The sequence below is a fragment of the Rhizobium sp. LEGMi-198b genome, from assembly GCF_054114205.1.
This window is the reverse complement of the sequence record NZ_JBSYVH010000005.1, coordinates 336,860-357,274: the sequence shown is the minus strand read 5'-3', so window position 1 is coordinate 357,274 and position 20,415 is coordinate 336,860. Positions and strand designations below refer to the sequence as shown.

The following is a 20,415-nucleotide window of genomic DNA, read 5'->3' as shown; positions in this document are numbered from 1 at the left end:
AATTAGTTAACAGAAGGCTGATTACAGTCGCTCATTAGGCTCGGCCGTCTGGAAGCTGCACTGTGTGTGATCCTCATGAGCTACCACTCATGCGCTGAGATTGGGCGCAACCCGGCTGGCCGCACTTCAGCTAAGATCGTGAACCCCTCGAACCGCTGGAGCGTCAGTTTCTCAAGTCCTCGGGAGAGGTCATCGGGGCCATGCGTCACTTCAATGAAGAGGATGGCAAGTCCCTGCGGATCGAGCTTTTGAGCAATGAGGTTGTGAAAACCTCAGCGATCGAAGGTGAGATGCTCGATCGGCTGAGCGTGCAGTCGTCGCTGCGTCGGGACTTCGGCCTTGATGCCGACAACAGAGCGATCAGGCCTCAGGAACGTGGCATCGCCGACATGATGATCCACCTCTTCGACACCTGGTCCAAACCGCTCGACCACGAAACCCTCTTTCATTGGCATTCGATGCTGATGGCAGGCAACAGCCATCTCGCAACGATCGGTGGCTATCGGACTCACGAGGACGCGATGCGCCGCCTTCCCGGCAGGTACAGTCCGAAATGGATGGGTATGTCTCCTGGTTCAACAGATCCGGATTGGAGGGCGAAAGTCCCCTCCCCGCTCTGACGCGTGCCGGGATAAGTCACCTTTACTTCGAAAGCATCCATCCATTCGAAGATGGAAACGGCAGGATCGGCCGCGCGTTGGCGGGAAAGTCGCTGGCGCAAAACATCGGGCAGCCAAGCCTGATTTCGCTTGCATATACGATCGAAAAGAGCCGCAAGGCCTATTACGCAGAGCTCGAAAAAAATCAGCGCAAGCTCGATATAACCGAATGGCTCGTGTACTTCTCGCAAACCATTCTCGATGCGCAGCAGACGACTCTCACTCGCGTCGCGTTTTATATCCGCAAGCGAAGTTCTATGACCGGTTCCGCGGCCAGTTCAACAAGCGCCAGGACAAGGTGATCTCCCCGCATGTTCCGCGAAGGGATTGAGGGCTTCAAAGGCGGCTGAGCGCGGAAAACTACATCGCGATCATAGGGGCGTCCCGAGCGGCGTCTACTCGAGACCTTCACGATATGGTGGGGAAGGGAGCGATTGAACGGCACCGGCGAACGCCGGCATACGCGGTACACCTTAAAACTGCCGGAGCAGGAGCGATAGAAGCAACGGTTCGGGCGCGGGGCTTTTCGTCCGCTCTATCAAGAGAGTGCGGTAACAATCGCCGGAAGCGGACTGGCTTGATTCTTGCGTTGGCTGGTCATTGGTTCGCCGCCCAAACTGCGAAGACACGAGGATTGTTATGCCAACTGGCAAGGTAAAGTTCTTCAACGCCGATAAAGGCTTTGGTTTCATCACGCCGGAAAGCGGAGGAGGCGACGTTTTCGTGCACGTCACCGCTCTGCAATATGGCGATTTGCTCAGAGAAGGACAGTCCGTTTCCTACGATCTCGGTCAAGATCGAAAGACCGGCAAGCTAAAGGCGGAAAACGTGAGACCGCTCTGACGCCATTGGACAGGAGCGGCGGTAACGCGCTCAAAAGCGCCTTCGGCCGCCTGCTCTTAAGTTGCGACTTGCTGAAATCATCAGTTCAAGTGGGCCTTAGCATATGTGGCACAGCCCCAACTTGAAGCGCTTCTTGACCCGGTCGACGGGTCTCCCATCCAGGAGCGGAACCTTTATGAGCCTGTCATAATCCTCAAAACCCATCTTGGTGTAATAGGCAAGACGCCTTAAATTGTCGGCACGGATGGTCGCATTGATGAATTCGAACCCGAGTTCTTCGGCTGTTGCACGCGTTGCAGGAAATAGGGCGCTGCCGACGCCGGATATGTTTGGGTTCGCGCGTGCAAATGTAGCAATGTCGACAAATCCCTTCGGTGGATCGCCGTATAGGCTCAACGACTGAAAGCCGACGAGCAACCGATCGTGCTCAGCAACATGACAAGCAAGCGCAAACTCGCCATCGATAAACCACTCGGCGAACTCAGTGGCAGAATGCGGTGTCTCGAGTGCGGTTGTCCCCCGGCGCGGATGATTTCGTTCAGAAGGCTGCAAAGCTCCTCCGCGTCCGTGATTACGGCTCTTCGAATATGCATGTTCTTCAGAGACTCCATCACATTGGCAGTTTATCGGCGAAACTCCGGAGACCACAAGTGAGCATTTCGCCTGCTGTAATGTCTGACGAGTATGTGCTTTTTGTTGATCACGATGCCCTCCGGCCTGGAGAACCATTCGTTCGCATCAACGCCATCAACATCGGCCCAAGCGAAAACTCGCCGCGTTCTGCTTTGCGGGTGAGGTCACGCAAATAACCGCCCGCGTTGTTGATGTGCCCCGCCCTTTCGAGGATGCAGGCCATCACTGCCGCGGCGTTTTCGGCGCCCAATGCCTCGCAGGCATTCTGGTAGGCACTTGGACTGACGGCCAGCATCGATCGCACGACCACCGCAGCCGACATCAGATCGCGCCAACTACCGATCGCACCGCCCGGCCCGTAGTTCGAAATCTCAGGGCAGGCCTGCAGCACCATTCCAAGCGGAAAAGCCTTTATCGGCTCTCGCATCCGCCCGATATCTGGGCTCGATTTCGCCCCCGGCTCTTTTTCAGAGCGTGGTTCAAGTTCACTGCTGGAGTCGGATTTTGAATTCTGTATGTGACGTCCATTTTGGACATCATTGCTATCTGTTTTTTGGGAATCTTCCTGAAATTCCAGGTGATTGATGATCTCTTCACGCAACATCCGCATTTCGTCGAGGACGGATTCAATATCTTTGAGGGTTGGGGAGCGGGGGACACGGGCTAGCAGCTGCACGTAGTAGCCCTCCAGCTTTTCCCAATCGCCGGAAGCGCCCTCCTCTATCGCAGCCGTCAGCAGCTTGCGTACGTCTCGCCGGCAGATCGTCAGGGCTTCCTTGGTGCGACGGAAGTGCCGGCGCTCGGCCGCTACCTGCTGGGCGAGCTGCGCAAGCTCTTCGGCGCGAGCAAGCAGCGGCGCGAGGCTGAAGCCGAACGCATCTTCGATCTGGCCGCCATTGTCCTTTCGGGCGTATCGTTTGCCATTAGCACTGTCTTTGCGCTGGATCAGTCCAGCATCGACGAGTGCGGCAAGGTGCCGGCGCAATGTCGTGCCAGCAATACCATGCGCTCGAACCGAAAGTTGCTGATTTGACGGGAACACCACCAGGCCGCGCTCTTCCGAAAGCTCATTGTCCGGATAGAAGGTCAAGAGCGCATCAAGAATGGCAAGGGCGCGGTCCTGAACGCCGAGCACTGTTCTCGCCTCCGAGGCATCGCGAAAAATCTTCCATTTGTCGGCCGTCTTACCCGGCCGCATCTCAGCCGTCTTCATTTGCCCTTTTACCTGGGCAAGCGACATCGACCGCCGCCCGAAGGGCGTCGTCACATTTCCAGTCTGCATTTTCTCTCACCTTCATTGAGGCAAAAGAGATCCGCCCGCCAAATCGACGGTTACGACTCTTGACAGCGATTCGTGGAAATGCGACTCTCGATCTTGCTTAGGGAATACGAGAAGGGCTTCCACGACTTGGTCGTTTGGGGGCCTTTTTCTTTTGCGGCTTCAGTCTCCTTTGCTTCCCTCCTTCAGGAATTGCTCATAGAGCGCATCCAAATTGCGGGAAAGATATTCTCCGAAACGGCCAGCATTCTTCGCCTTCATCGAGAGCGAGAAAGCTTTGCCCGTATTCTTGATTTCAGCCTGCACCGCCTTGTCACGGGGCTGCCATTTCGCCTTTTGAGTCGAAACCTCCGCCTTCTTCACAGGCCGCGCTGTTGTGTTGAGCGCCTTGTACAGAGATGAAAAGCGCTCATCAGATGGCAATGCGTCGAAACCGTCTGTGCTCAAAACTTCTGATACTTTGCCACCATTGGCGAATTTTCCGACTAAAAGTGAAAGCTCAACCCAACGCTCTCGGCCCACACCGGGAGCTGGTCCGATTTTTTCTATCACGTCAGCCGAGATGCGCTCTGCAACAGTCATCATCTTCGAGATCGAAGCCGCATTCGCCGACAATGCCAAGGAAATCACCTCTCGGCCATAACCAAGATCATCCAGGCGCTTGGCGAATAATGCCCTTTCGATAAAAGAGAGGTTTGCACGCGCGGAATTTTCTTGCCCTTGAGCAATGACATGGGCACGGTCGTCAATTGCCTTGACAACAGCCCGAACTTTTCTGCCGAGGTCTCTTGCTACTCTTACTCGTCTATGGCCGAACACGACCTGATAAAGACCATCGACCTTCGTATGGGGCCGCACGAGAATAGGCGTATCCTGCCCACGCACCCGGATCGCCTCTAGCAGATCTTGATACTCGCCGTCGTCGTCTGAAAGCCGATCCTTCACGAAAGAGCCTTCAATTTGTGCCGGATCGAGTTCGATAATTGCCTCGCCTTCGAGAAATTTATCAGCCTGCTTCGCCAACTCGTCCAGCGAACGCACGAGAGATTTTCCTGCGCCCCGCATGGGGTATGCGGGTGCCGCGCCGCTATCATCATGCAGGTCAGCGAGTCCCTCGAGCAGATTTTTTCGTGCCATCTCATTTGCTCCGAACAGCCGTTAGCCGTTTGTTTTTCCGCATAAAACCTCCGTTTTTGTCAGCCGACAAATCGGCGCCCCCACGATTCGTGAACGAGGCCGGCAATTTCAGCGTTCACTGCATCCAACGATTCCATCGCACGGTCATACGTGCCTCTATTCATGGATGCGCGATCAACTTCGTACAGAGTTTGCTTGGTAATCCCGGCATCCGAAACCGCCGTCGACTTCACCATCTGGTTCTTCAGTATGAACTCGTGGAACATCGTGGACATAAAGCCGACCATCTGGGCTTGCGGAACATCGGTTGGCTCGTAGCGCGTAATCAAGTACCTGTACCAGGAGAGGTTCACTTCCGCGCCGGCTGCACGGATCGGCTTTAGAATTCCACCAAGCATCAGAAGAAACTGACCCATCGACATCACGTCCAGCATCTGCGGATGGATTGTTATCAGAACACTTGTCGCTGCGGTCAGTGCGGTCAGCGTCAAATATCCGAGCTGCGGTGGACAGTCGACGACGACGACATCATACCGATCGTCGACCTCAGCCAAAGCCCGCGATATACGGGTGAAAAACGTTTTGCCTTCATTGGATGACTTATCAGACATCGCGAGCGGCGTGTCATATTCATACTCCTGCAAATCCAGGTTTGCAGGGACAATATCCAATCCAGGGAAATTGGTGGTCTGGATGATTTCCGAGATTGGCTTTCTCGCACCATCATAGCGGATGGCGTCGTAGATCGACGCGATCTGATCGAGCTCCGGTTGGAAACCGTGCAGAGACGAGAGGGATGCTTGAGGGTCGAGGTCTACGGCAAGGACGCGATGCCCCGTCAATGCCAGGTACTGCGCCAAATGGGCGGCGGTCGTGGTCTTCCCCGAGCCGCCCTTGAAGTTGACTACGGCAAGCACTTGCAGCTTTTCACCGCCGCGCCGATGGGGAACATACATGCGGTTGTCGGATCGACCGTGCATATCCAGATATTGGCGAAGCTCCAACATCTGTTCGGCGGTATAAGAGCGACGACCCGAGGACGAGGTTTGAGGGGAGGGGCCCTTTCCCTCCAGATGCAGCTTTTTCAATGTGCTCTGCGATACACCGACATAGGTTGCGACCTCTGCCAGCGAGAAGCTTCGCAATGTCTTTTTCGCGTTCGGCGGGAATCGCTGTACGCTAAGGAGGTGCAGCTTTTTCGAAATCAAATCACCCTGTTCAAGGATTTGATCTTCAAAGTGCATCGGCATCTTAAGCGAAGCCATCGAATTAGCGTTCATTGTCAGAAATCTTTCAGATAACGGTTTTCGGCCCGATAATGCCACTGAACCGTTATTATGTCCGATTCTCCCGGGCCGGCAAGGAAAATGCGGCTAATAAACTGTTAATAGGCGGGACGCCCCTTGACCTATGGTTAACGCCGCGATCGGCGTTTCACCTGTGAATCCAATCTGTTACTGCTCCGTACCGCAACGTTCGTTGCGTATTTGTTCGCTGATGATTCCTACAACTAAGGGGATAACACGCGGGATCAGATCAGCACGTCCTCACGCAAAACGGCGCGACTCACCGAAATACCTTGTAGGATTCTACAACTGCCCAGCCATTCTAATCCGTGCTGCTCTTTGTCGATAAATTTTAGCGACGGAGATCAGCATGAAGGTTGTTGCGATATCGACAAGACAGGGGCTTCCCGCACAGCACCTTCTCGAAGCACATCATCGACTTCGAGCTCAGGTGTTTTCAGATCGATTGGGTTGGGAGGTCGGGGTTCTTGACGGCCGGGAAGCGGACGCCTTCGACGCTCTCCAGCCGACTTACATTCTCGCCGTATCGGATAGCGCTCGTGTGGCAGGATGCGCTAGGCTCCTGCCAGCCATGGGTCCAACGATGGTGACGCATGTCTTTTCCTCACTGCTGACACACGGACAACTAAACGCCCATCCATCTATGATCGAAAGCTCCCGTTTTTGCGTGGACACGACCTTGGTCGATCTTCGCGGAGGGGGCCTCGTCCACGAGGCCACTTTGACCATGTTCGCGGGCATCATCGAATGGTGCATCGCAAATGGGTACACGGAGCTCGTCACGGTGACCGATCTTCGATTTGAGCGGATCCTTGCACGCGTTGGATGGCGCCTGTCACGATTGGGCGAACCCAAGAATATTGGCAAGACAATAGCCGTCGCGGGCACCTTACCGGTGAACGCCGAGACATTCCTCCGGCTTCGCCCATCCAATTACCACTCTGAATTCATCTCGCCAGATGGGCAGTGGAAAAGGAGAGATCCGTGAACCAGCTCCGCTCTCACCACCGGCTTGTCTGCAAACTTCAAGACGCGCTCGGCCATAAGCTGTGCGCCGCATTGGAAGACGTGGATGTGATCGAAATAATGCTCAATCCGGACGGAAAGCTCTTTATTGAGCGCCTCGCTCACGGCGTTGCGGCGGCCGGCGAAATGTCGCCCGTCGCGGCGGAAACGGTGATCGGAATTGTGGCGCATTTCATTCAGTCCCAGGTAGACACGAAGCAACCCATCATCTCCGGCGAGCTCCCGATAGGTGGGCACCGCTTCGAAGGCCTTTTACCACCAGCGGTCGCCAAGCCAGCCTTTACGATCCGCCGCCGTGCCCCACGCCCAATTCCGCTCGAAGAATATGTGCGCTCAGGCGCGCTGACGAGATACCACGCCTTGATGATCCGAAAAGCGATTTCCAAAAGGCTAAACATCATCGTATCCGGGGGCGCCGGTTCTGGCAAAACGACGCTTGCGAACGCGTTGATCGATGAGATCGTCAAATTCGCCCCCGAAGACCGTCTGGTGATCCTCGAAGACACCGCCGAAATTCATTGTTCGGCCGAGAACGCCGTTCTTCTACATACCAGCGATACCGTTGACATGGCGCGACTGTTGAAGAGCACGATGCGACTGCGCCCCGACAGGATTGTCGTCGGCGAAGTCCGCGACGGTGCCGCGTTGACTCTGTTGAAGGCGTGGAACACCGGTCATCCCGGAGGCGTGGCGACAATTCACTCGAACACCGCCATGTCGGCGCTCCGCCGCCTTGAACAATTGACCGCGGAAGCGAGCCAGCGGCCGATGCACGAGGTTATCGGTGAGGCGGTCGACCTCATCATTTCCATTGAACGGACACCGCGCGGGCGGCGGGTTCGAGACGTCATCCAAATCGAACGGTTCGCGGAGGGCCAATACGAGATCGGTTCAGACCAAGTCGATGAAGAAGAGGAGGCCCGTCATGTCGCGTAAGGCTTCCGTCGTCACGGTCGCATTTTCTGTCCTAACCATGGTGCTAGCTTCGCGTGATCCGGCACTCGCCAGTTCGGGCGGTGGCGGGCTGCCCTGGGAAGGACCATTGCAGCAGATTCAGGAGTCGATCACCGGACCCGTGGCAGGATACATCGCACTTGCGGCTGTCGCCATAGCCGGCGGCATGCTCATATTTGGTGGGGAGTTGAACGACTTCGCACGGCGACTTGTGTACGTGGTTCTCGTCGCCGGCATTCTGCTCGGTGCCACGACCATTGTGGGCCTGTTCGGTGCGACTGGTGCTTCAATTGGCCTGACGAGGGAGCTGATCGCCTCGGACGGCTTGAAAGGCGCAGGAGTGACCAATGGCTGAGTCCGCGTCCGGTCTGCAGCGGAACCGCATCCACCGCGCGCTTTCGCGCCCGAACCTTCTGATGGGCGCGGACCGGGAACTGGTGCTGATCACCGGCCTTGCCGCAGTCATCCTCATCTTCGTCGTCCTCACGATCTATTCCGCGCTCTTCGGCGCTGCCGTCTGGATCGTCGTCCTCGGGCTCCTGAGAATGATGGCAAAGGCAGACCCCCTCATGCGACGGGTCTATGTCCGCCATATCTCGTACAAACATTCGTACAAGGCGACCTCCTCGCCGTGGCGCCGGTATTGAGGGGAAGGCATGGTCGCTCTCAAACGTTTCCGGGCCACCGGCCCGTCCTTTGCGGATCTCGTTCCCTATGCCGGCCTCGTCGACAATGGTGTTCTTCTATTGAAAGACGGAAGCCTGATGGCCGGCTGGTATTTTGCCGGGCCGGATTCCGAAAGCGCAACGGATCTCGAGCGCAACGAACTGTCACGGCAGATCAATACGATCCTGTCGCGACTCGGAAGCGGGTGGATGATCCAGGTCGAGGCGGTTCGGATTCCGACGTTCGACTATCCGTCGGATGATCGTTGCCACTTTCCCGATGCGGTCACCCGCGCGATCGACGCCGAACGGCGGGCGCATTTCGCGCGCGCGCAGGGGCATTTCGAGAGCAAGCATGCGCTCATCCTGACTTATCGGCCGCTCGAATCCAAAAAAACGGCGCTCAGCAAATACATCTACTCCGACGAGGAGAGCCGGAAGAAAACCTATGCCGACACGGTGCTGTTCATGTTCAAGAACGCTGTCCGGGAGATTGAGCAGTATTTCGCCAACAGCCTTTCGATCCGTCGCATGGAAACCCGGGAAACTGTCGAGAGGGGAGGGGAACGGGTCGCCCGCTATGACGAGCTGCTGCAATTCGTTCGCTTTTGCGTCACAGGGGAAAATCATCCGATCCGAGTGCCGGATGCCCCGATGTATCTCGACTGGCTTGCGACTGCCGAGCTCGAGCATGGCTTGACGCCGAAGGTCGAAAGCCGTTTCCTCGGGGTCGTGGCGATCGACGGTCTGCCGGCCGAGAGCTGGCCGGGAATTCTCAACAGCCTCGATCTGATGCCGCTCGCCTATCGCTGGTCATCGCGCTTCATCTTCCTCGATGCGGAAGAGGCGCGGCGGAAGCTCGAACGTACTCGCAAAAAGTGGCAGCAAAAGGTGCGGCCCTTTTTCGATCAGCTGTTTCAGACGCAGAGCCGTTCGGTAGACCACGACGCCATGACCATGGTGGCCGAGACCGAAGACGCCATCGCGCAAGCCTCCTCGCAGCTGGTGGCCTATGGCTACTATACGCCGGTGATCGTTCTCTTTGATCACAACCGGGAGGCCCTGCAGGAAAAAGCAGAAGCAATCCGCCGGCTGATCCAAGCGGAGGGTTTCGGCGCGCGGATCGAAACGCTCAACGCCACCGATGCCTTTCTCGGCAGCCTGCCGGGCAATTGGTATTGCAATGTGCGGGAGCCGCTGATCAACACAAGTAATCTCGCCGATCTCATTCCGCTCAATTCTGTCTGGTCGGGCGGCGCGATCGCGCCGTGTCCGTTCTATCCTCCGAACTCGCCGCCGCTGATGCAGGTGGCGAGCGGGTCGACGCCGTTCCGGCTCAACCTCCATGTCGATGACGTCGGTCACACGCTGATCTTCGGACCAACCGGCTCGGGAAAGTCGACGCTTCTGGCGCTGATCGCCGCGCAGTTCCGGCGCTACGAACGCGCCCAGATCTTTGCCTTCGACCGGGGGAACTCCCTCCTGCCGCTCACGCTCGCCGCCGGTGGCGATCACTATGAAATTGGATGCGATGCTCAAGAAGAGGGGAGTGCGCTGGCCTTCTGCCCATTGTCGGACCTCTCCGGAGAGTCTGATCGAGCATGGGCGACGGAATGGATCGAGATGCTGGTCGCGCTGCAGGGCGTCACTATCACTCCCGATCATCGCAATGCGATCTCGCGCCAGATTAGATTAATGATCGGCGCACCGGGTCGATCGCTGTCAGACTTTGTGAGCGGCGTCCAGATGCGCGAGATCAAGGACGCGCTCCATCACTACACTGTCGACGGTCCGATGGGTCAACTGCTTGATGCAGAGGAGGACGGTCTCTCGCTCGGTGCCTTTCAGACCTTCGAGATCGAGCAGTTGATGAACATGGGCGAGCGAAATCTCATACCAGTCCTGACCTACCTATTCCGTCGCATCGAGAAGCGCTTGGATGGGTCGCCGAGCCTGATCGTCCTTGATGAAGGATGGGTGCCACTTGGGCATCCGAAATTTCGCGACAAAATCCGGGAATGGTTGAAGGTGCTTCGTAAACTCAACTGCGCCGTCGTACTCGCCACGCACTCCATTTCAGATGCTGAGCGTTCCGGGATCATCGACGTGCTGAAGGAATCTTGCCCAACGAAGATCTGCCTTGCCAACGGCGCCGCCCGAGAGCCCGGGACCCGCGAGTTCTATGAGAGGATCGGGTTCAACGAGCGACAGATCGAGATCGTTTCGAACGCGATCCCCAAGCGCGAATATTACGCCGTCACCCCTGAAGGCCGGCGGCTGTTCGATATGGCGCTCGGTCCCGTGGCCCTTAGTTTCGTCGGCGCATCCGGCAAGGAAGACTTGAAGCGCATTCGCGCCCTCCATTCGGAACACGGCCGCGACTGGCCGATCCACTGGCTACAAACGAGAGGAGTTTACGATGCCGAAGCGCAACTCACCATCGAATAGGCTGCTCGCTGGCCTCGCGGCGGTTGCATTGACGATCGCCGCCGTCATTCCCGCGGAAGCCGGCACCGCAACTGGCGCCGCCACCGAGTGGACGCAGGTCCTCAACAATGGCGAGCTGGTCTCTTTGGTCGGGAAGTCCGGCGAGCAGATCCAGAACCAGCTCACCCAGATCAGCCAGCTCGCACAACAGATCGAAACGCAGCTGAATATCTACCAGAACATGCTCCAGAACACGGCGACGCTTCCGTCGCATATGTGGGGGCAGGTCGAAAGCGATCTCAACCAGCTGCGCAGCATCGTCGATCAGGGGCAGAGCATCTCGTTTTCCATGGGCAATGCCGATGATGTGCTGCAACAACGCTTTCAGAGCTACTCAATCCTTAAGACCAACCTGCCAGACAATGCTTCTTTTTCAACTGCATATCAGTCTTGGTCGGACACCAACCGCGATACGATCGCAAGCACGTTAAAGGCGGCAAGCCTCACGGCCGAACAGTTCGACAATGAGGAAGGCACGATGGCCTCCCTGCGGTCGATGTCTGATACCGCCGACGGACAGATGAAGGCTTTGCAGGTGGGGCACCAGATCGCTGCGCAACAGATTGCGCAGATTCAGAAGCTTCGCGCTCTTGTCTCACAGCAAATGACTATGATGGGAACCTGGTTTCAGACCGAACAGACGGACAAGGACCTTGCGCAGGCGCGGCGTGAGAAATTCTTCAGCGGGACTGCCCCTTCCACCTCCGGCGGCGAGAAGATGAAAGTCGAGTGGTAAGCACATGACAACAATATCTCTTCGGCGGCTCCGCGCCACAATGGTGATTGCCACCTTCTGCATGCTGGCAGCACAGCCAGCACTCGCCCAAGAAGGTTCAGTGCTGACCTCATTACAGAGCCAGATCATCACGGCCGCAAAGGGGTGGGAAACCACTGTCATGGATGCGGCGAAATCCTTATTCTGGATCCTCGCGACAATCGAGATTGGCATCGCCGCCGTCTGGCTCGCATTACAGGCAGCCTCGCTAGACAGCTGGTTTGCCGAGCTCGTCCGGCGGATCATGTTCGTCGGCTTTTTTGCCTTCGTTTTGGGACAGGGACCGACCTTTGCGAAGGCAGTGGTGGATAGTTTGTTTCAGATTGGGGCTGGAGGCGGCACGGCCTCCCCAGCGGACGTCTTCAATGCTGGACTCGCCGTCGCAACGAAGATGTCGGAAAAGATACAGTTCGGTCTTTTCGAAGACAACGCGTTGGCGATCTCGGCTTCTTTTGCAATGGTCGTCGTGGTCATCTCGTTCTCACTTGTTGCTGCGATCTTCGTTTCCGTCATGGTCGAAATGTATATCGGCCTGCTTGCCGGCATGATCATGCTCGGTCTGGGTGGTTCGTCCTACACCAAGGACTTCGCAATTCGATATCTGATCTATGCCTTCTCGGTCGGAATGAAGCTCATGGCACTTGTCATGATCTCGCGCATTGGGTCGGAAGTGCTGATCGGATTGGCAAACGAGCCCGATATTGGTGATCAATTCCAGACCGCGCTCGCAATCGCTGGCATTGCCGTCGTCGTCTTCATCGTCGCGATCTACGTGCCGAATATCATGCAAGGCGTCGTCCAAGGTGCGTCGGCCTCAGGCGGGATGGAGACGATCAGACACGGTGGGCAGGCCGCATCCTTTGCCACAGGCGCGGGATTCCTTGCGGCTGGTGCCGCCGGCGCGGGCGTCGCGGCAGCTCAAAGCGCTCGGGCCGCAGGGTCATCCGTCGCAGGCGCGATGCTTCGAGGTTTCGGCTCAGGCATGGGGTCCGCAGGAAAAGCGGCGGGCTCGGCTGCCAAGGAGAAGGCCATCGGGTCTCCCGGCGCCTACGCCGGGTCTATTCTGGGTCTTGCTAACGCCAAGCTGGATCAGGCGCGCAGTGGGCACAGCGGACCGAAGCCGCTTCCCGAACGCAAAGACTAACAGCAGTCAGAAAGTGATTAATCGATGGCAGCGAACCGCGCCCCCGAAAACCCGTATCTTGCCGCGCGCCAGGAATGGAACGAGCGATACGGCTCCTATGTGCAGGCAGCCGCCGCGTGGCGGATCGTTGGGATCCTCGGTCTGACCATGGCCGTGATCGGCTTCGGTTACGCGATATACCTAAGCACCCAGGTGAAACTGGTGCCTTATATCGTCCAGGTCGACAAGCTCGGCACCTCGGTCACCTCAGGGTTCCCGGGGCAGATCGAATACGCGGATGTGCGGGTGGTGCGCGCCACGCTTGGCAACTTCGTAACGAGCTTCCGCAGCATCACACCGGATGCCGTGGTGCAAAAGCAATATATCGATCGAACCTATGCGCTTCTGCGAGCGTCCGATCCGTCGACCCAGAAGATCAATGACTGGTTCCGCAGCAATTCGCCGTTCGAAAAGGCAAAGTCGTCGACAATCGCCGTCGAGGTCAACAACATAGTAGCGCTCTCCAATCAGACTTATCAGATCGACTGGACCGAATACGAACGGGACCGGAAGGGCAAGGAAACCGGGACGCGCCGGTTCCGCGGAATCGCGACAGTTACGCTTACCGCGCCGCAGGACGAGGCGACCATCCGCCTCAATCCGATCGGCCTCTACGTTAGGGATTTTGACTGGACGGCACAGCTTTGAGGGCAGGGATTTGACATGCACAGAACAGCACTAATTGCAGCCACCGGCTGCTTGGCGGGACTCGTCTTTATGGGCAGCGCTGAGGCGCAGACCATGACGACAAATGAGGTGAATGGCACGACCATTTCCAGGAAATGGCGCGTCGCGCCCGGACTGGTGACGGCCGGCTCCGATGGCAAGGTCACCTTTCTCTTCGGCGAAACCCAGCCGTCCGTCGTCTGCTCGCCCTTGCAGGTCTGCGATATCGAACTCCAGGGCGGCGAGATCGTCCGCGATGTTCTCGTTGGAGACACTGTTCGCTGGAAGGTGGAGCCTGCCACCTCCGGTGCAATCGGCGGCCAAGCGATTCATCTGATCGTCAAGCCGTCGGAAGCAGGTCTTGTCACCTCGATGGTGGTCACGACGTCGCGGCGCACCTATCACATCCAGCTCAAGTCACATCCGAGCCAATACATGGCACGTGTCGGCTTCGAATATACCGAGGATGTCTCGGCCAAGCTCGCAGATGTAAATTCACGGCTTGAGACCGGCGGCGTTCCCGGCACGGCGCCCGACAAGTTGAACTTTTCCTATTCCATCGGCGGAAGCGCGTCATGGAAGCCGAAGCGGGTCTATTCGGATGGCGTGAAAACCTACATCCAGTTTTCGAAGTCGATCTCAGGTCAGGATGCACCGGTGCTGTTCGTGATCCACGGCGGCCAGAACCGCATCGTCAATTACCGAATGAAGAACGATTTGATGATCGTCGATTATGCCGTCGACCAGGCGATCCTCGTCTCCGGCGTCGGCTGGCGCCAGCAGAAGATCACCATTCGGCGGGGAGGCTGAACTATGCACAAGCTTCTCGTTGTCATCATCATCAGCGGCTTTCTCACCGCATGCCAAACTGCTGAGGATGGGTTGGACCCAAGGTCAAACGCCGCGCCAGTCTCCGGGCCTGCCGCAAATGCCATCGCCGGCGACTTGGCAAGCCGGCTCGCCGAGCAGATCGGCCCCGTGAGCTCGACGACAATCAAGATGGAAAAGGACACGTCGGAGTTTGCGACGGCCCTAAAGGCGGCCCTAAAGGGCTTTGGCTACACCGTTCTAACCGACGGCAAAGTTGGAAAGGACGTGAAACCGATCGAGCTCACTTACTCGATCGATGGCACTCAAGATCAGGTGCTTGCGCGGCTGTCAACACCCTCCATTGCCCTTGGCCGCGCATACATAGCAACGGCAGCCGGTGCGACGCCGGCAAGTCCGCTCTCCATCATGCAGCGTAATTGAGGGGAGGGGTATGATCCAATCGCTCCAGCTCGGCCCTTCAAAGCAAGCCGACGATCAAAAAGGCATGCGCCGCCTCAATCGGCTGCCAATTATTACCGCCACCATCCTCATCGCGCTGTTCTTCGGCGTGGTCGTGATTGGCCTATCGTGGCGAGGACTTCCCTTCAACTGGAGCAACGATATCGTCAGCACCTTGAATACACCGGCGACGAACTTCGGTGACCAGCTCAAGCGCGGCATCAGTGACGGCATCATCGGCGAGCCGGGTGAACGCGAAGAGTTCCGGCCAACACCCACCGTCGAACAGAAGCTCGAGAAGGAAGCACCTGTTATGGACCGCCGGCCCACGGAACGGCAAGAAAGACGCCCTCAGCTCGAATCAGAGGAGGAATGGAGAGCCCGCTTAAAGCGGGAGCAGGATGAACAATATCTCCGTGAAGCTCAACGCCAGCGGATGGCTCGCCTGCAGGCGCGGGAAACGGCTCTGGACTCGCCTTTGAAGGTGGATATTTCTGATGTCGAGAAAACCGCTAAAAATTCCACAGACACCGGCCGTCAGACGACGACGACAGCCAACAATGCCGCGGATCTCTACGCCGCCGCATCGAAATCCGGGCTGATGGGCCAGAACGTCGACCAGAATGCCCAAAGTTCGAAGGAGGATTTCTTCAATCAGGACATCAAAGATCTTGGATATTTGCCGAATAAGGTCGTGCCGGAGATGTCGCCGTATGAGCTGAAGCGCGGCTCGGTCATTCCAGCCACGTTGATCACAGGTCTCAACTCGGACCTTCCGGGCCGGATCACCGCGCAGGTCAGCCAGAATGTCTATGATAGCGCCACCGGCTACCGGCTCCTGATCCCGCAGGGGGCCAAGTTGTTCGGCCGTTACGATTCCAAGGTTTCGTTTGGCCAGGAGCGCTTGCTCGTCGTCTGGACCGATCTGATCTTCCCGAATGGCTCGACGCTGCAGATCGGCGGCATGGCTGGGACCGATGGGGAAGGATATGGCGGGTTCAAGGATAAGGTCGATCGGCATCTCTGGCGCACGTGGAGTTCGGCAGCACTCGTCGCGATACTTGGAACCGGCATCGACATGTCGATGCCCGAAAGCTCGACGCTTGCCACCCAGGACACGGCCTCCGATGCCGCCAGACGGAATTTCGCGGAAACTTTCGGTCGCGTTGCCGAGCAAACCATCTCGAAGAACCTGAACGTTCAGCCGACAATCCGGATCCGGCCGGGATACGAGTTCAATGTCTTGGTCGATCAGGATATCGTCTTTCCCTCCGCGTACAGCAGTCACTGAGACAGCAAAAATCTTTGTTTAACACCATCTCAGAAGGTTTTGATTGCGGAATAGAGGTGAATAGATGTTTGCGCGGGTGAGCGCAGATCTGTATCACTTCCGAAGGAGCGGGGGCGCCTTCACGTACAACGGAAAGGAGATAGGTCTGTGGATCCAGCCTTAAGCGCTCTCATTGACATGGTTGAAGCTTCATACGATGAACGGATGATCAAACGCGGGCTCAAAGGCTTCGTTCATTCGTGCGGATTTCAATTCTTTGCATACCTGCAAACGGAAGGTCTTGGCGCCCGCGCACTCAGTTCCTATCCTGAGAAATGGCAGAAAATTTACCTACGCAACCAATATTCTCGAGTGGATCCGGTCGTTACGGAAGCCAAACGCCGGATGGAGATGTTTTCCTGGGCGATCGATGACTGGCCGTCTCGGGGGAGCTCTGAATTCAAGCGTTTTCGGGATGAAGCGGTCGAACATGGCATTCGCAGTGGGGTTACGGTTCCCGTTCAAGGCAGTTTCGGCTCGATCATTATGCTGACATTTGCTTCCTCGGGGCACAAAGCTGATATTTCAAAATGTCAGAAGCATCTAAACCCGCTGCAAGCGGTGCTGGCAATTCACTATCGCCTGAAGATTATAGCTGCATCGACGATCGTCGCCCCCAGCCGGCTCCTTTCGCCAAGGGAAGCGATGTGTCTTACGTGGGCGGCAAAGGGTAAGAAGGCGTGGGAGATTGCCGTTTTAATGGGAATTACCCCAAGAACAGTGCAGCACTATTTCGATAGCGCACGCAAGAAGCTGAATGCCGCGACGATCCCTCAGCTCGTGGCAATCGCGAAAGACCGCGGTTTGGTTTAACCATCATTCGTCTTTTTCGGAGGGGACATCAGGAACATATCCAAGCGCATCGATGATTTCCGAGAGTTCTTCCTGCTGCGCTTCTGACTTCTTTTGACGATCGAGATACTCATCTTGCAGGCTCTTGAGCACGTCGCTGGAAGTCGAGGCGTTGGCGGTTGCGAGAGTCCACGCTTCGTAGACGGCTTCATCCGCGGCTAGAAGTCGCCGGTGCTCTTGGATCGCAGAAATTGCTAATGCTTTCAAATCGGCTTCTCGCATCGCGCTATAACGAGACCCTCTTTTGCCGCCTGTCTCAAATGAGACCTCGTTGTCCATCCGCTTCTCCTCTTACCTCGTTTGCGACCCGCCAAGGATCGAGACCTTCCGGTAGCGTATACGCTTTGCAAAATAGATCCCATCCTTCAGTAAGATAGGTACCCACAAACTCGACAGTCCATTGCTCGCACGAAGAGGGCATCAGCGAACGCGTCATCACTCTGATTCATATGCAGATTCCATATCCGGAATACGGCTGTAGAGAATACTCCGTGGAGAAATACTCTGCAAGCCGCTGCTCTCTCCACCATGGAGATTCGAGAGGTGTTTGCACGGAATCTGAAAGTTGCGCGTCAAGCCAAAGGCCTGTCGCAAGAAGAGCTTGCGTTTCGGGCAGGTATCGATCGTACTTATATCAGTTCTTTGGAGCGCAGTGTCTATAATGCAAGCATCGACGTTGTCGATCGCCTGGCGACGGTCTTAGGTGTTGAGGCGTCTGAATTGCTGAAACGTCGGCCTGAGACAAAAATTAAGCCGCTCGGATAACGAGTATCGAACTGGGAACCGGAAACAGGGCAAACAAGGACAAAATGCTCGGCGCGTCCTCAACCCCGAACGTCCAACAGCCTCCTGAAGAATTATTATACGGCCATCAAAAGGTCATCCCATTCGGCGAACGTTTACGCGGTATCCTTTTTCGCCGGTGGCGTCGGCACTTTGGAATTGCCCTTTAACTTTGTGGCCCTCGAGGAATAATTATGCATGCCGGGGATGTTCCATCCGTCGCACCGATTCCGACGTGAGAAACGAGTGCCTATTTGCCTCCAATCCTTGAAAGATCGATACGAATTCCGGCTTGGCCAATATCCTCGTTCACCTTCATCCGCGTCTCGGGAGTGGTCACGGCGGCTGGCGGTTCATCGATGGAACGCGGTTCGCTTTGCTGAGGCAATTCGATGGAGGCTCCTGGATCCTGCGCTTGAAATACACGCACTCCTTCGAATTCCCCGGTCTTCCAGGCATAGAGCGCGTCCTCGAAAATCTGGCGGAAGACGTCATCGCTCTTCGGATTGCCGTACCATTTGGCAACAATGCGCAGGACCTTGGCGAACATCGTCGTGCCCTTGCGCAGATTCTCGCAGGCATCGACCAAATCCGGCGTCAGATCGGCTGCCTCCTTCACGCCGACACCGGCCGGAAACTGGGTCAGGCCGACGCGAACCTCAGCTTGCTCAACATACTGGCGAACGATCGCCATGGCTTCGTCGGCCGACGTTGCCTTCGGAATTAGAATCAATCGGCCGTCTGATTTGACTGTGACCGCAAGGGGGTCGGACGACCCAGCGGCTGTCACGAACTGCTCGACGATCGTGGATGCTAATGAAGGGTCGGCGCATTGTTGGATTAGGGCAGCTTCAAGCATGACGTCTCCTTGTAAGTCAGGTGTTGAAGGAGATAACGAGGGGTTTGTCGAACAGGCGCGACCAGGCTTCCGTGCTGGCGCGCTGGATGGCGACAATAGGGGTTCCTTTGGTCCACCATCCATTGCCGGCGGCAACAATGACATCCGGACGATACAGCATGGACTGGAGGACCGGCCATATGATCAGTTGCTCATAGCAGATCAGTGGTGCTACCCGATGGTCGGCAACCGTCACGGTCGGATTTGCGAAGAGATGCGCCCGCGCGCCGCCACTCTGACCAAGCAAGGGACGCCAGGGTTGCCACATCGAACCAGGAACCGGCATGCGCTCTCGATAAAGGAGTTGCGCACCATTACCGGAGATGGCAATCAGAACATTGTCGTATCCGCCCGAATTGACAACCGAGGCGCCGGCGATAACGGATATGTCCGTTCCCTGTAGAGCTGTTACCCACAGCCGCTCCGTGGTCGGTGTCCAAGAGCCGAGGGCGCTTTCGGGCAGCACGATCCGACGGCGGCCGTCAGATACTCGATCCTTCACCGTGGCAATCAGATAACGGTGGCGCTCTAGACTGATGTCGCGGCCAAGCGAAGCGCCCAATTCGAGATCGACGCCCTGCCACGCTTCCGGTAGGGCCGGCGCGGTCCAGATTGCGGCGGACCAAAGCCACAGACCTGAAAGGGCGATGACGATAGCCGGCCAAGCACGGGTTACAAGGCCGATGAGGCCGGCTGTCGCCGCGACCAGTCCCCACCATCCCCATCCTGGAAACAGTACACCCGTGGCTGTGATCGGATGTGCCCAACCGGTGATGCCGAATGGTGGAATGGCCATAAGTACCGACGCCGCGAGATAACGAAATGGCCGCGTAAAGCCGCATCTCGTCCAGAACAATGTGTGGACGCCGATAAAGCTCAGCGATGCGCATAGCCAGAGCAACAGGCCCGGCCAGAGATCGGAGACGTAGAAGGTCGCGACACCTTGTGGTAATCCCCGAGAGGCCGCCAGGAAATAGCCAGCCGCGACAAACGCGGCAATCAACCGCGTTCGCGCAAGCATCCAGAGGATCGGAAACACGAAGGTGACCGGAAGAAGCAGAACTTGGCCACTCCATCCCACCATTCCGACGATGATTGAAGCGGCAATCGGCAGGGCGGACTGAAGGTGGTCAAGGCGCATAGGTGAGCACCTGTTGCGCCAGGCCGACGATGCCGGAAGCTGGCAGGGGGCCGAAATAACGGGAGTCGTAAGAACTCCTGAACGCTGAATAGAGAAAGACGCTTCCAGCCGGCACGACACCGCCGGGAAATGGCGTCATCGGTCGACCTGCGCCGTCCCGCTCAGCGAGATCGGAAAATGGGATCGGGCGCCCGTCGATCGTCACGTGCGCACCGATTTCGACATGCTGCCCGGCTACGGCGATGATCGTCTTGATGAGCGGTGCGATCGCGCCCGGGCAGGATCCAACGCGGAGATACCCTCGCGCGCGCGCCTCCCGTATTGCCGCCGTAAGCGGGGGGCAAATGAAGACGAGATCCCCAACGGATGCTGGACGTTCGAGAGAAACGATACGCCAGAGACCGACGGGTTCGCTCGGTGTGAAGTTAATGCGATAACCGCAGTAAAAGACGGCCACCACGAGCACTGTCGCGATAGCCATGCTCAGGACCGCCAGTCGTTTATGGAAGGGAAACGGCAGGCTCACTT

The 20,415-nt window shown here is 57.1% G+C and carries 21 protein-coding genes and 2 pseudogenes; 15 read left to right on the top strand and 8 right to left on the bottom strand.

Annotated features, from left to right (window positions below; genetic code table 11):
• Window positions 1-98: 98 nt before the first annotated feature.
• Together ACXHXG_RS20865 and ACXHXG_RS20860 are read left to right on the top strand one after the other, a co-directional pair.
• Window positions 99-1,159 (top strand): annotated as a pseudogene (locus ACXHXG_RS20865) (Fic family protein); the annotation flags it as partial.
• Between the two features lie 139 nt (window positions 1,160-1,298).
• The gene (locus tag ACXHXG_RS20860) at window positions 1,299-1,502 is read left to right on the top strand and encodes a cold-shock protein (RefSeq protein WP_283060827.1); all 204 of its coding nucleotides are present in this window, start codon (window positions 1,299-1,301) and stop codon (window positions 1,500-1,502) included.
• Window positions 1,503-1,598: 96 nt separating this feature from the next.
• On the opposite strand, the pseudogene ACXHXG_RS20855 reads toward ACXHXG_RS20860, so the two are convergent.
• The 4 genes and pseudogenes from ACXHXG_RS20855 to repA form a co-directional block, all read right to left on the bottom strand.
• Window positions 1,599-2,095: pseudogene (locus ACXHXG_RS20855) on the bottom strand (GNAT family N-acetyltransferase).
• Window positions 2,096-2,202: 107 nt separating this feature from the next.
• Complete coding sequence (gene repC / locus ACXHXG_RS20850) at window positions 2,203-3,417, bottom strand: plasmid replication protein RepC (RefSeq protein ID WP_457900540.1); 1,215 nt, start codon at window positions 3,415-3,417, stop codon at window positions 2,203-2,205.
• 159 nt (window positions 3,418-3,576) lie between these two features.
• Window positions 3,577-4,551: a plasmid partitioning protein RepB gene (gene repB / locus ACXHXG_RS20845; RefSeq protein ID WP_283060825.1), complete on the bottom strand. Its 975-nt coding sequence runs from the start codon at window positions 4,549-4,551 to the stop codon at window positions 3,577-3,579.
• A 59-nt stretch (window positions 4,552-4,610) separates the two neighbouring features.
• A complete protein-coding gene (gene repA / locus ACXHXG_RS20840) occupies window positions 4,611-5,831 on the bottom strand; it encodes a plasmid partitioning protein RepA (protein WP_283060824.1) in 1,221 nt (406 codons plus the stop codon).
• Window positions 5,832-6,207: 376 nt separating this feature from the next.
• Between repA and traI the strand changes: the two genes are divergently transcribed.
• From traI to ACXHXG_RS20780, 12 genes are all read left to right on the top strand, one after another.
• Entirely contained in the window at window positions 6,208-6,846 is a 639-nt protein-coding gene (traI, locus tag ACXHXG_RS20835; RefSeq protein ID WP_457900539.1) for an acyl-homoserine-lactone synthase, read from the top strand.
• Window positions 6,843-7,820 carry a P-type conjugative transfer ATPase TrbB gene (gene trbB, locus ACXHXG_RS20830; RefSeq protein ID WP_457900538.1) on the top strand — a complete coding sequence of 326 codons (978 nt, stop codon included), beginning with the start codon at window positions 6,843-6,845 and terminating at the stop codon, window positions 7,818-7,820. Before traI ends, trbB begins: the two co-directional genes overlap by 4 nt.
• On the top strand, window positions 7,810-8,193 hold the full coding sequence (locus ACXHXG_RS20825) for a TrbC/VirB2 family protein (protein ID WP_283054526.1): 384 nt from the start codon (window positions 7,810-7,812) through the stop codon (window positions 8,191-8,193). Before trbB ends, ACXHXG_RS20825 begins: the two co-directional genes overlap by 11 nt.
• A complete protein-coding gene (locus ACXHXG_RS20820; RefSeq protein WP_457900537.1) occupies window positions 8,186-8,485 on the top strand; it encodes a conjugal transfer protein TrbD in 300 nt (99 codons plus the stop codon). The genes ACXHXG_RS20825 and ACXHXG_RS20820 overlap by 8 nt, the downstream gene beginning before the upstream one ends.
• Before the next feature lie 9 nt (window positions 8,486-8,494).
• On the top strand, window positions 8,495-10,951 hold the full coding sequence (locus ACXHXG_RS20815) for a conjugal transfer protein TrbE (RefSeq protein ID WP_457900536.1): 2,457 nt from the start codon (window positions 8,495-8,497) through the stop codon (window positions 10,949-10,951).
• On the top strand, window positions 10,923-11,726 hold the full coding sequence (gene trbJ / locus ACXHXG_RS20810) for a P-type conjugative transfer protein TrbJ (protein WP_457900535.1): 804 nt from the start codon (window positions 10,923-10,925) through the stop codon (window positions 11,724-11,726). The genes ACXHXG_RS20815 and trbJ overlap by 29 nt, the downstream gene beginning before the upstream one ends.
• A 4-nt stretch (window positions 11,727-11,730) precedes the next feature.
• Complete coding sequence (gene trbL / locus ACXHXG_RS20805; RefSeq protein WP_457900534.1) at window positions 11,731-12,909, top strand: P-type conjugative transfer protein TrbL; 1,179 nt, start codon at window positions 11,731-11,733, stop codon at window positions 12,907-12,909.
• A gap of 24 nt (window positions 12,910-12,933) precedes the next feature.
• On the top strand, window positions 12,934-13,596 hold the full coding sequence (locus ACXHXG_RS20800; RefSeq protein ID WP_457900533.1) for a conjugal transfer protein TrbF: 663 nt from the start codon (window positions 12,934-12,936) through the stop codon (window positions 13,594-13,596).
• A gap of 15 nt (window positions 13,597-13,611) precedes the next feature.
• A complete protein-coding gene (trbG, locus tag ACXHXG_RS20795; RefSeq protein WP_457900532.1) occupies window positions 13,612-14,424 on the top strand; it encodes a P-type conjugative transfer protein TrbG in 813 nt (270 codons plus the stop codon).
• Between the two features lie 3 nt (window positions 14,425-14,427).
• Window positions 14,428-14,865: a conjugal transfer protein TrbH gene (trbH, locus tag ACXHXG_RS20790; protein WP_457900531.1), complete on the top strand. Its 438-nt coding sequence runs from the start codon at window positions 14,428-14,430 to the stop codon at window positions 14,863-14,865.
• Window positions 14,866-14,875: 10 nt separating this feature from the next.
• Window positions 14,876-16,174 carry an IncP-type conjugal transfer protein TrbI gene (trbI, locus tag ACXHXG_RS20785; protein ID WP_457900530.1) on the top strand — a complete coding sequence of 433 codons (1,299 nt, stop codon included), beginning with the start codon at window positions 14,876-14,878 and terminating at the stop codon, window positions 16,172-16,174.
• 147 nt (window positions 16,175-16,321) lie between these two features.
• Window positions 16,322-17,026, top strand: a complete 705-nt coding sequence (locus ACXHXG_RS20780) for an autoinducer binding domain-containing protein (RefSeq protein ID WP_283060811.1) — start codon at window positions 16,322-16,324, stop codon at window positions 17,024-17,026.
• 3 nt (window positions 17,027-17,029) lie between these two features.
• Here ACXHXG_RS20780 and ACXHXG_RS20775 read toward each other — a convergent pair whose 3' ends face one another.
• Window positions 17,030-17,344 carry a transcriptional repressor TraM gene (locus ACXHXG_RS20775; protein WP_283060809.1) on the bottom strand — a complete coding sequence of 105 codons (315 nt, stop codon included), beginning with the start codon at window positions 17,342-17,344 and terminating at the stop codon, window positions 17,030-17,032.
• 249 nt (window positions 17,345-17,593) lie between these two features.
• Here ACXHXG_RS20775 and ACXHXG_RS20770 point away from each other — a divergent pair, with 249 nt between their 5' ends.
• Window positions 17,594-17,830, top strand: coding sequence for a helix-turn-helix domain-containing protein (locus ACXHXG_RS20770; RefSeq protein WP_457900529.1), 237 nt, complete (start codon window positions 17,594-17,596; stop codon window positions 17,828-17,830).
• A 268-nt stretch (window positions 17,831-18,098) separates the two neighbouring features.
• Here the strand turns inward: ACXHXG_RS20770 and ACXHXG_RS20765 are convergent, their stop codons facing one another.
• The 3 genes from ACXHXG_RS20765 to traF are packed head-to-tail and all read right to left on the bottom strand — an operon-like array spanning window position 18,099 to window position 20,368.
• Window positions 18,099-18,707: a TraH family protein gene (locus ACXHXG_RS20765; RefSeq protein WP_457900528.1), complete on the bottom strand. Its 609-nt coding sequence runs from the start codon at window positions 18,705-18,707 to the stop codon at window positions 18,099-18,101.
• Between the two features lie 16 nt (window positions 18,708-18,723).
• Window positions 18,724-19,887 (bottom strand): conjugal transfer protein TraB, encoded by a 1,164-nt coding sequence (locus ACXHXG_RS20760; RefSeq protein WP_457900527.1) that lies wholly within the window; start codon window positions 19,885-19,887, stop codon window positions 18,724-18,726.
• Window positions 19,877-20,368, bottom strand: coding sequence for a conjugative transfer signal peptidase TraF (gene traF, locus ACXHXG_RS20755; RefSeq protein WP_457900526.1), 492 nt, complete (start codon window positions 20,366-20,368; stop codon window positions 19,877-19,879). The genes ACXHXG_RS20760 and traF overlap by 11 nt, the downstream gene beginning before the upstream one ends.
• Window positions 20,369-20,415: the final 47 nt, after the last annotated feature.

Excerpts from the sequence above, each read along its gene's own strand:
- ACXHXG_RS20825 (WP_283054526.1), top strand. The coding sequence starts at position 7,810 with ATGTCGCGTAAGGCTTCCGTCGTCACGGTCGCATTTTCTGTCCTAACC.
- trbI (WP_457900530.1), top strand. The coding sequence starts at position 14,876 with ATGATCCAATCGCTCCAGCTCGGCCCTTCAAAGCAAGCCGACGATCAA.
- trbJ (WP_457900535.1), top strand. The coding sequence starts at position 10,923 with ATGCCGAAGCGCAACTCACCATCGAATAGGCTGCTCGCTGGCCTCGCG.
- repB (WP_283060825.1), bottom strand. The coding sequence starts at position 4,551 with ATGGCACGAAAAAATCTGCTCGAGGGACTCGCTGACCTGCATGATGAT.
- ACXHXG_RS20815 (WP_457900536.1), top strand. The coding sequence starts at position 8,495 with ATGGTCGCTCTCAAACGTTTCCGGGCCACCGGCCCGTCCTTTGCGGAT.
- ACXHXG_RS20775 (WP_283060809.1), bottom strand. The coding sequence starts at position 17,344 with ATGGACAACGAGGTCTCATTTGAGACAGGCGGCAAAAGAGGGTCTCGT.
- repC (WP_457900540.1), bottom strand. The coding sequence starts at position 3,417 with ATGCAGACTGGAAATGTGACGACGCCCTTCGGGCGGCGGTCGATGTCG.
- ACXHXG_RS20770 (WP_457900529.1), top strand. The coding sequence starts at position 17,594 with ATGGAGATTCGAGAGGTGTTTGCACGGAATCTGAAAGTTGCGCGTCAA.
- ACXHXG_RS20800 (WP_457900533.1), top strand. The coding sequence starts at position 12,934 with ATGGCAGCGAACCGCGCCCCCGAAAACCCGTATCTTGCCGCGCGCCAG.
- traF (WP_457900526.1), bottom strand. The coding sequence starts at position 20,368 with ATGGCTATCGCGACAGTGCTCGTGGTGGCCGTCTTTTACTGCGGTTAT.
- traI (WP_457900539.1), top strand. The coding sequence starts at position 6,208 with ATGAAGGTTGTTGCGATATCGACAAGACAGGGGCTTCCCGCACAGCAC.
- repA (WP_283060824.1), bottom strand. The coding sequence starts at position 5,831 with ATGAACGCTAATTCGATGGCTTCGCTTAAGATGCCGATGCACTTTGAA.
- ACXHXG_RS20760 (WP_457900527.1), bottom strand. The coding sequence starts at position 19,887 with ATGCGCCTTGACCACCTTCAGTCCGCCCTGCCGATTGCCGCTTCAATC.
- ACXHXG_RS20860 (WP_283060827.1), top strand. The coding sequence starts at position 1,299 with ATGCCAACTGGCAAGGTAAAGTTCTTCAACGCCGATAAAGGCTTTGGT.
- ACXHXG_RS20765 (WP_457900528.1), bottom strand. The coding sequence starts at position 18,707 with ATGCTTGAAGCTGCCCTAATCCAACAATGCGCCGACCCTTCATTAGCA.
- trbH (WP_457900531.1), top strand. The coding sequence starts at position 14,428 with ATGCACAAGCTTCTCGTTGTCATCATCATCAGCGGCTTTCTCACCGCA.
- trbL (WP_457900534.1), top strand. The coding sequence starts at position 11,731 with ATGACAACAATATCTCTTCGGCGGCTCCGCGCCACAATGGTGATTGCC.
- ACXHXG_RS20820 (WP_457900537.1), top strand. The coding sequence starts at position 8,186 with ATGGCTGAGTCCGCGTCCGGTCTGCAGCGGAACCGCATCCACCGCGCG.
- trbG (WP_457900532.1), top strand. The coding sequence starts at position 13,612 with ATGCACAGAACAGCACTAATTGCAGCCACCGGCTGCTTGGCGGGACTC.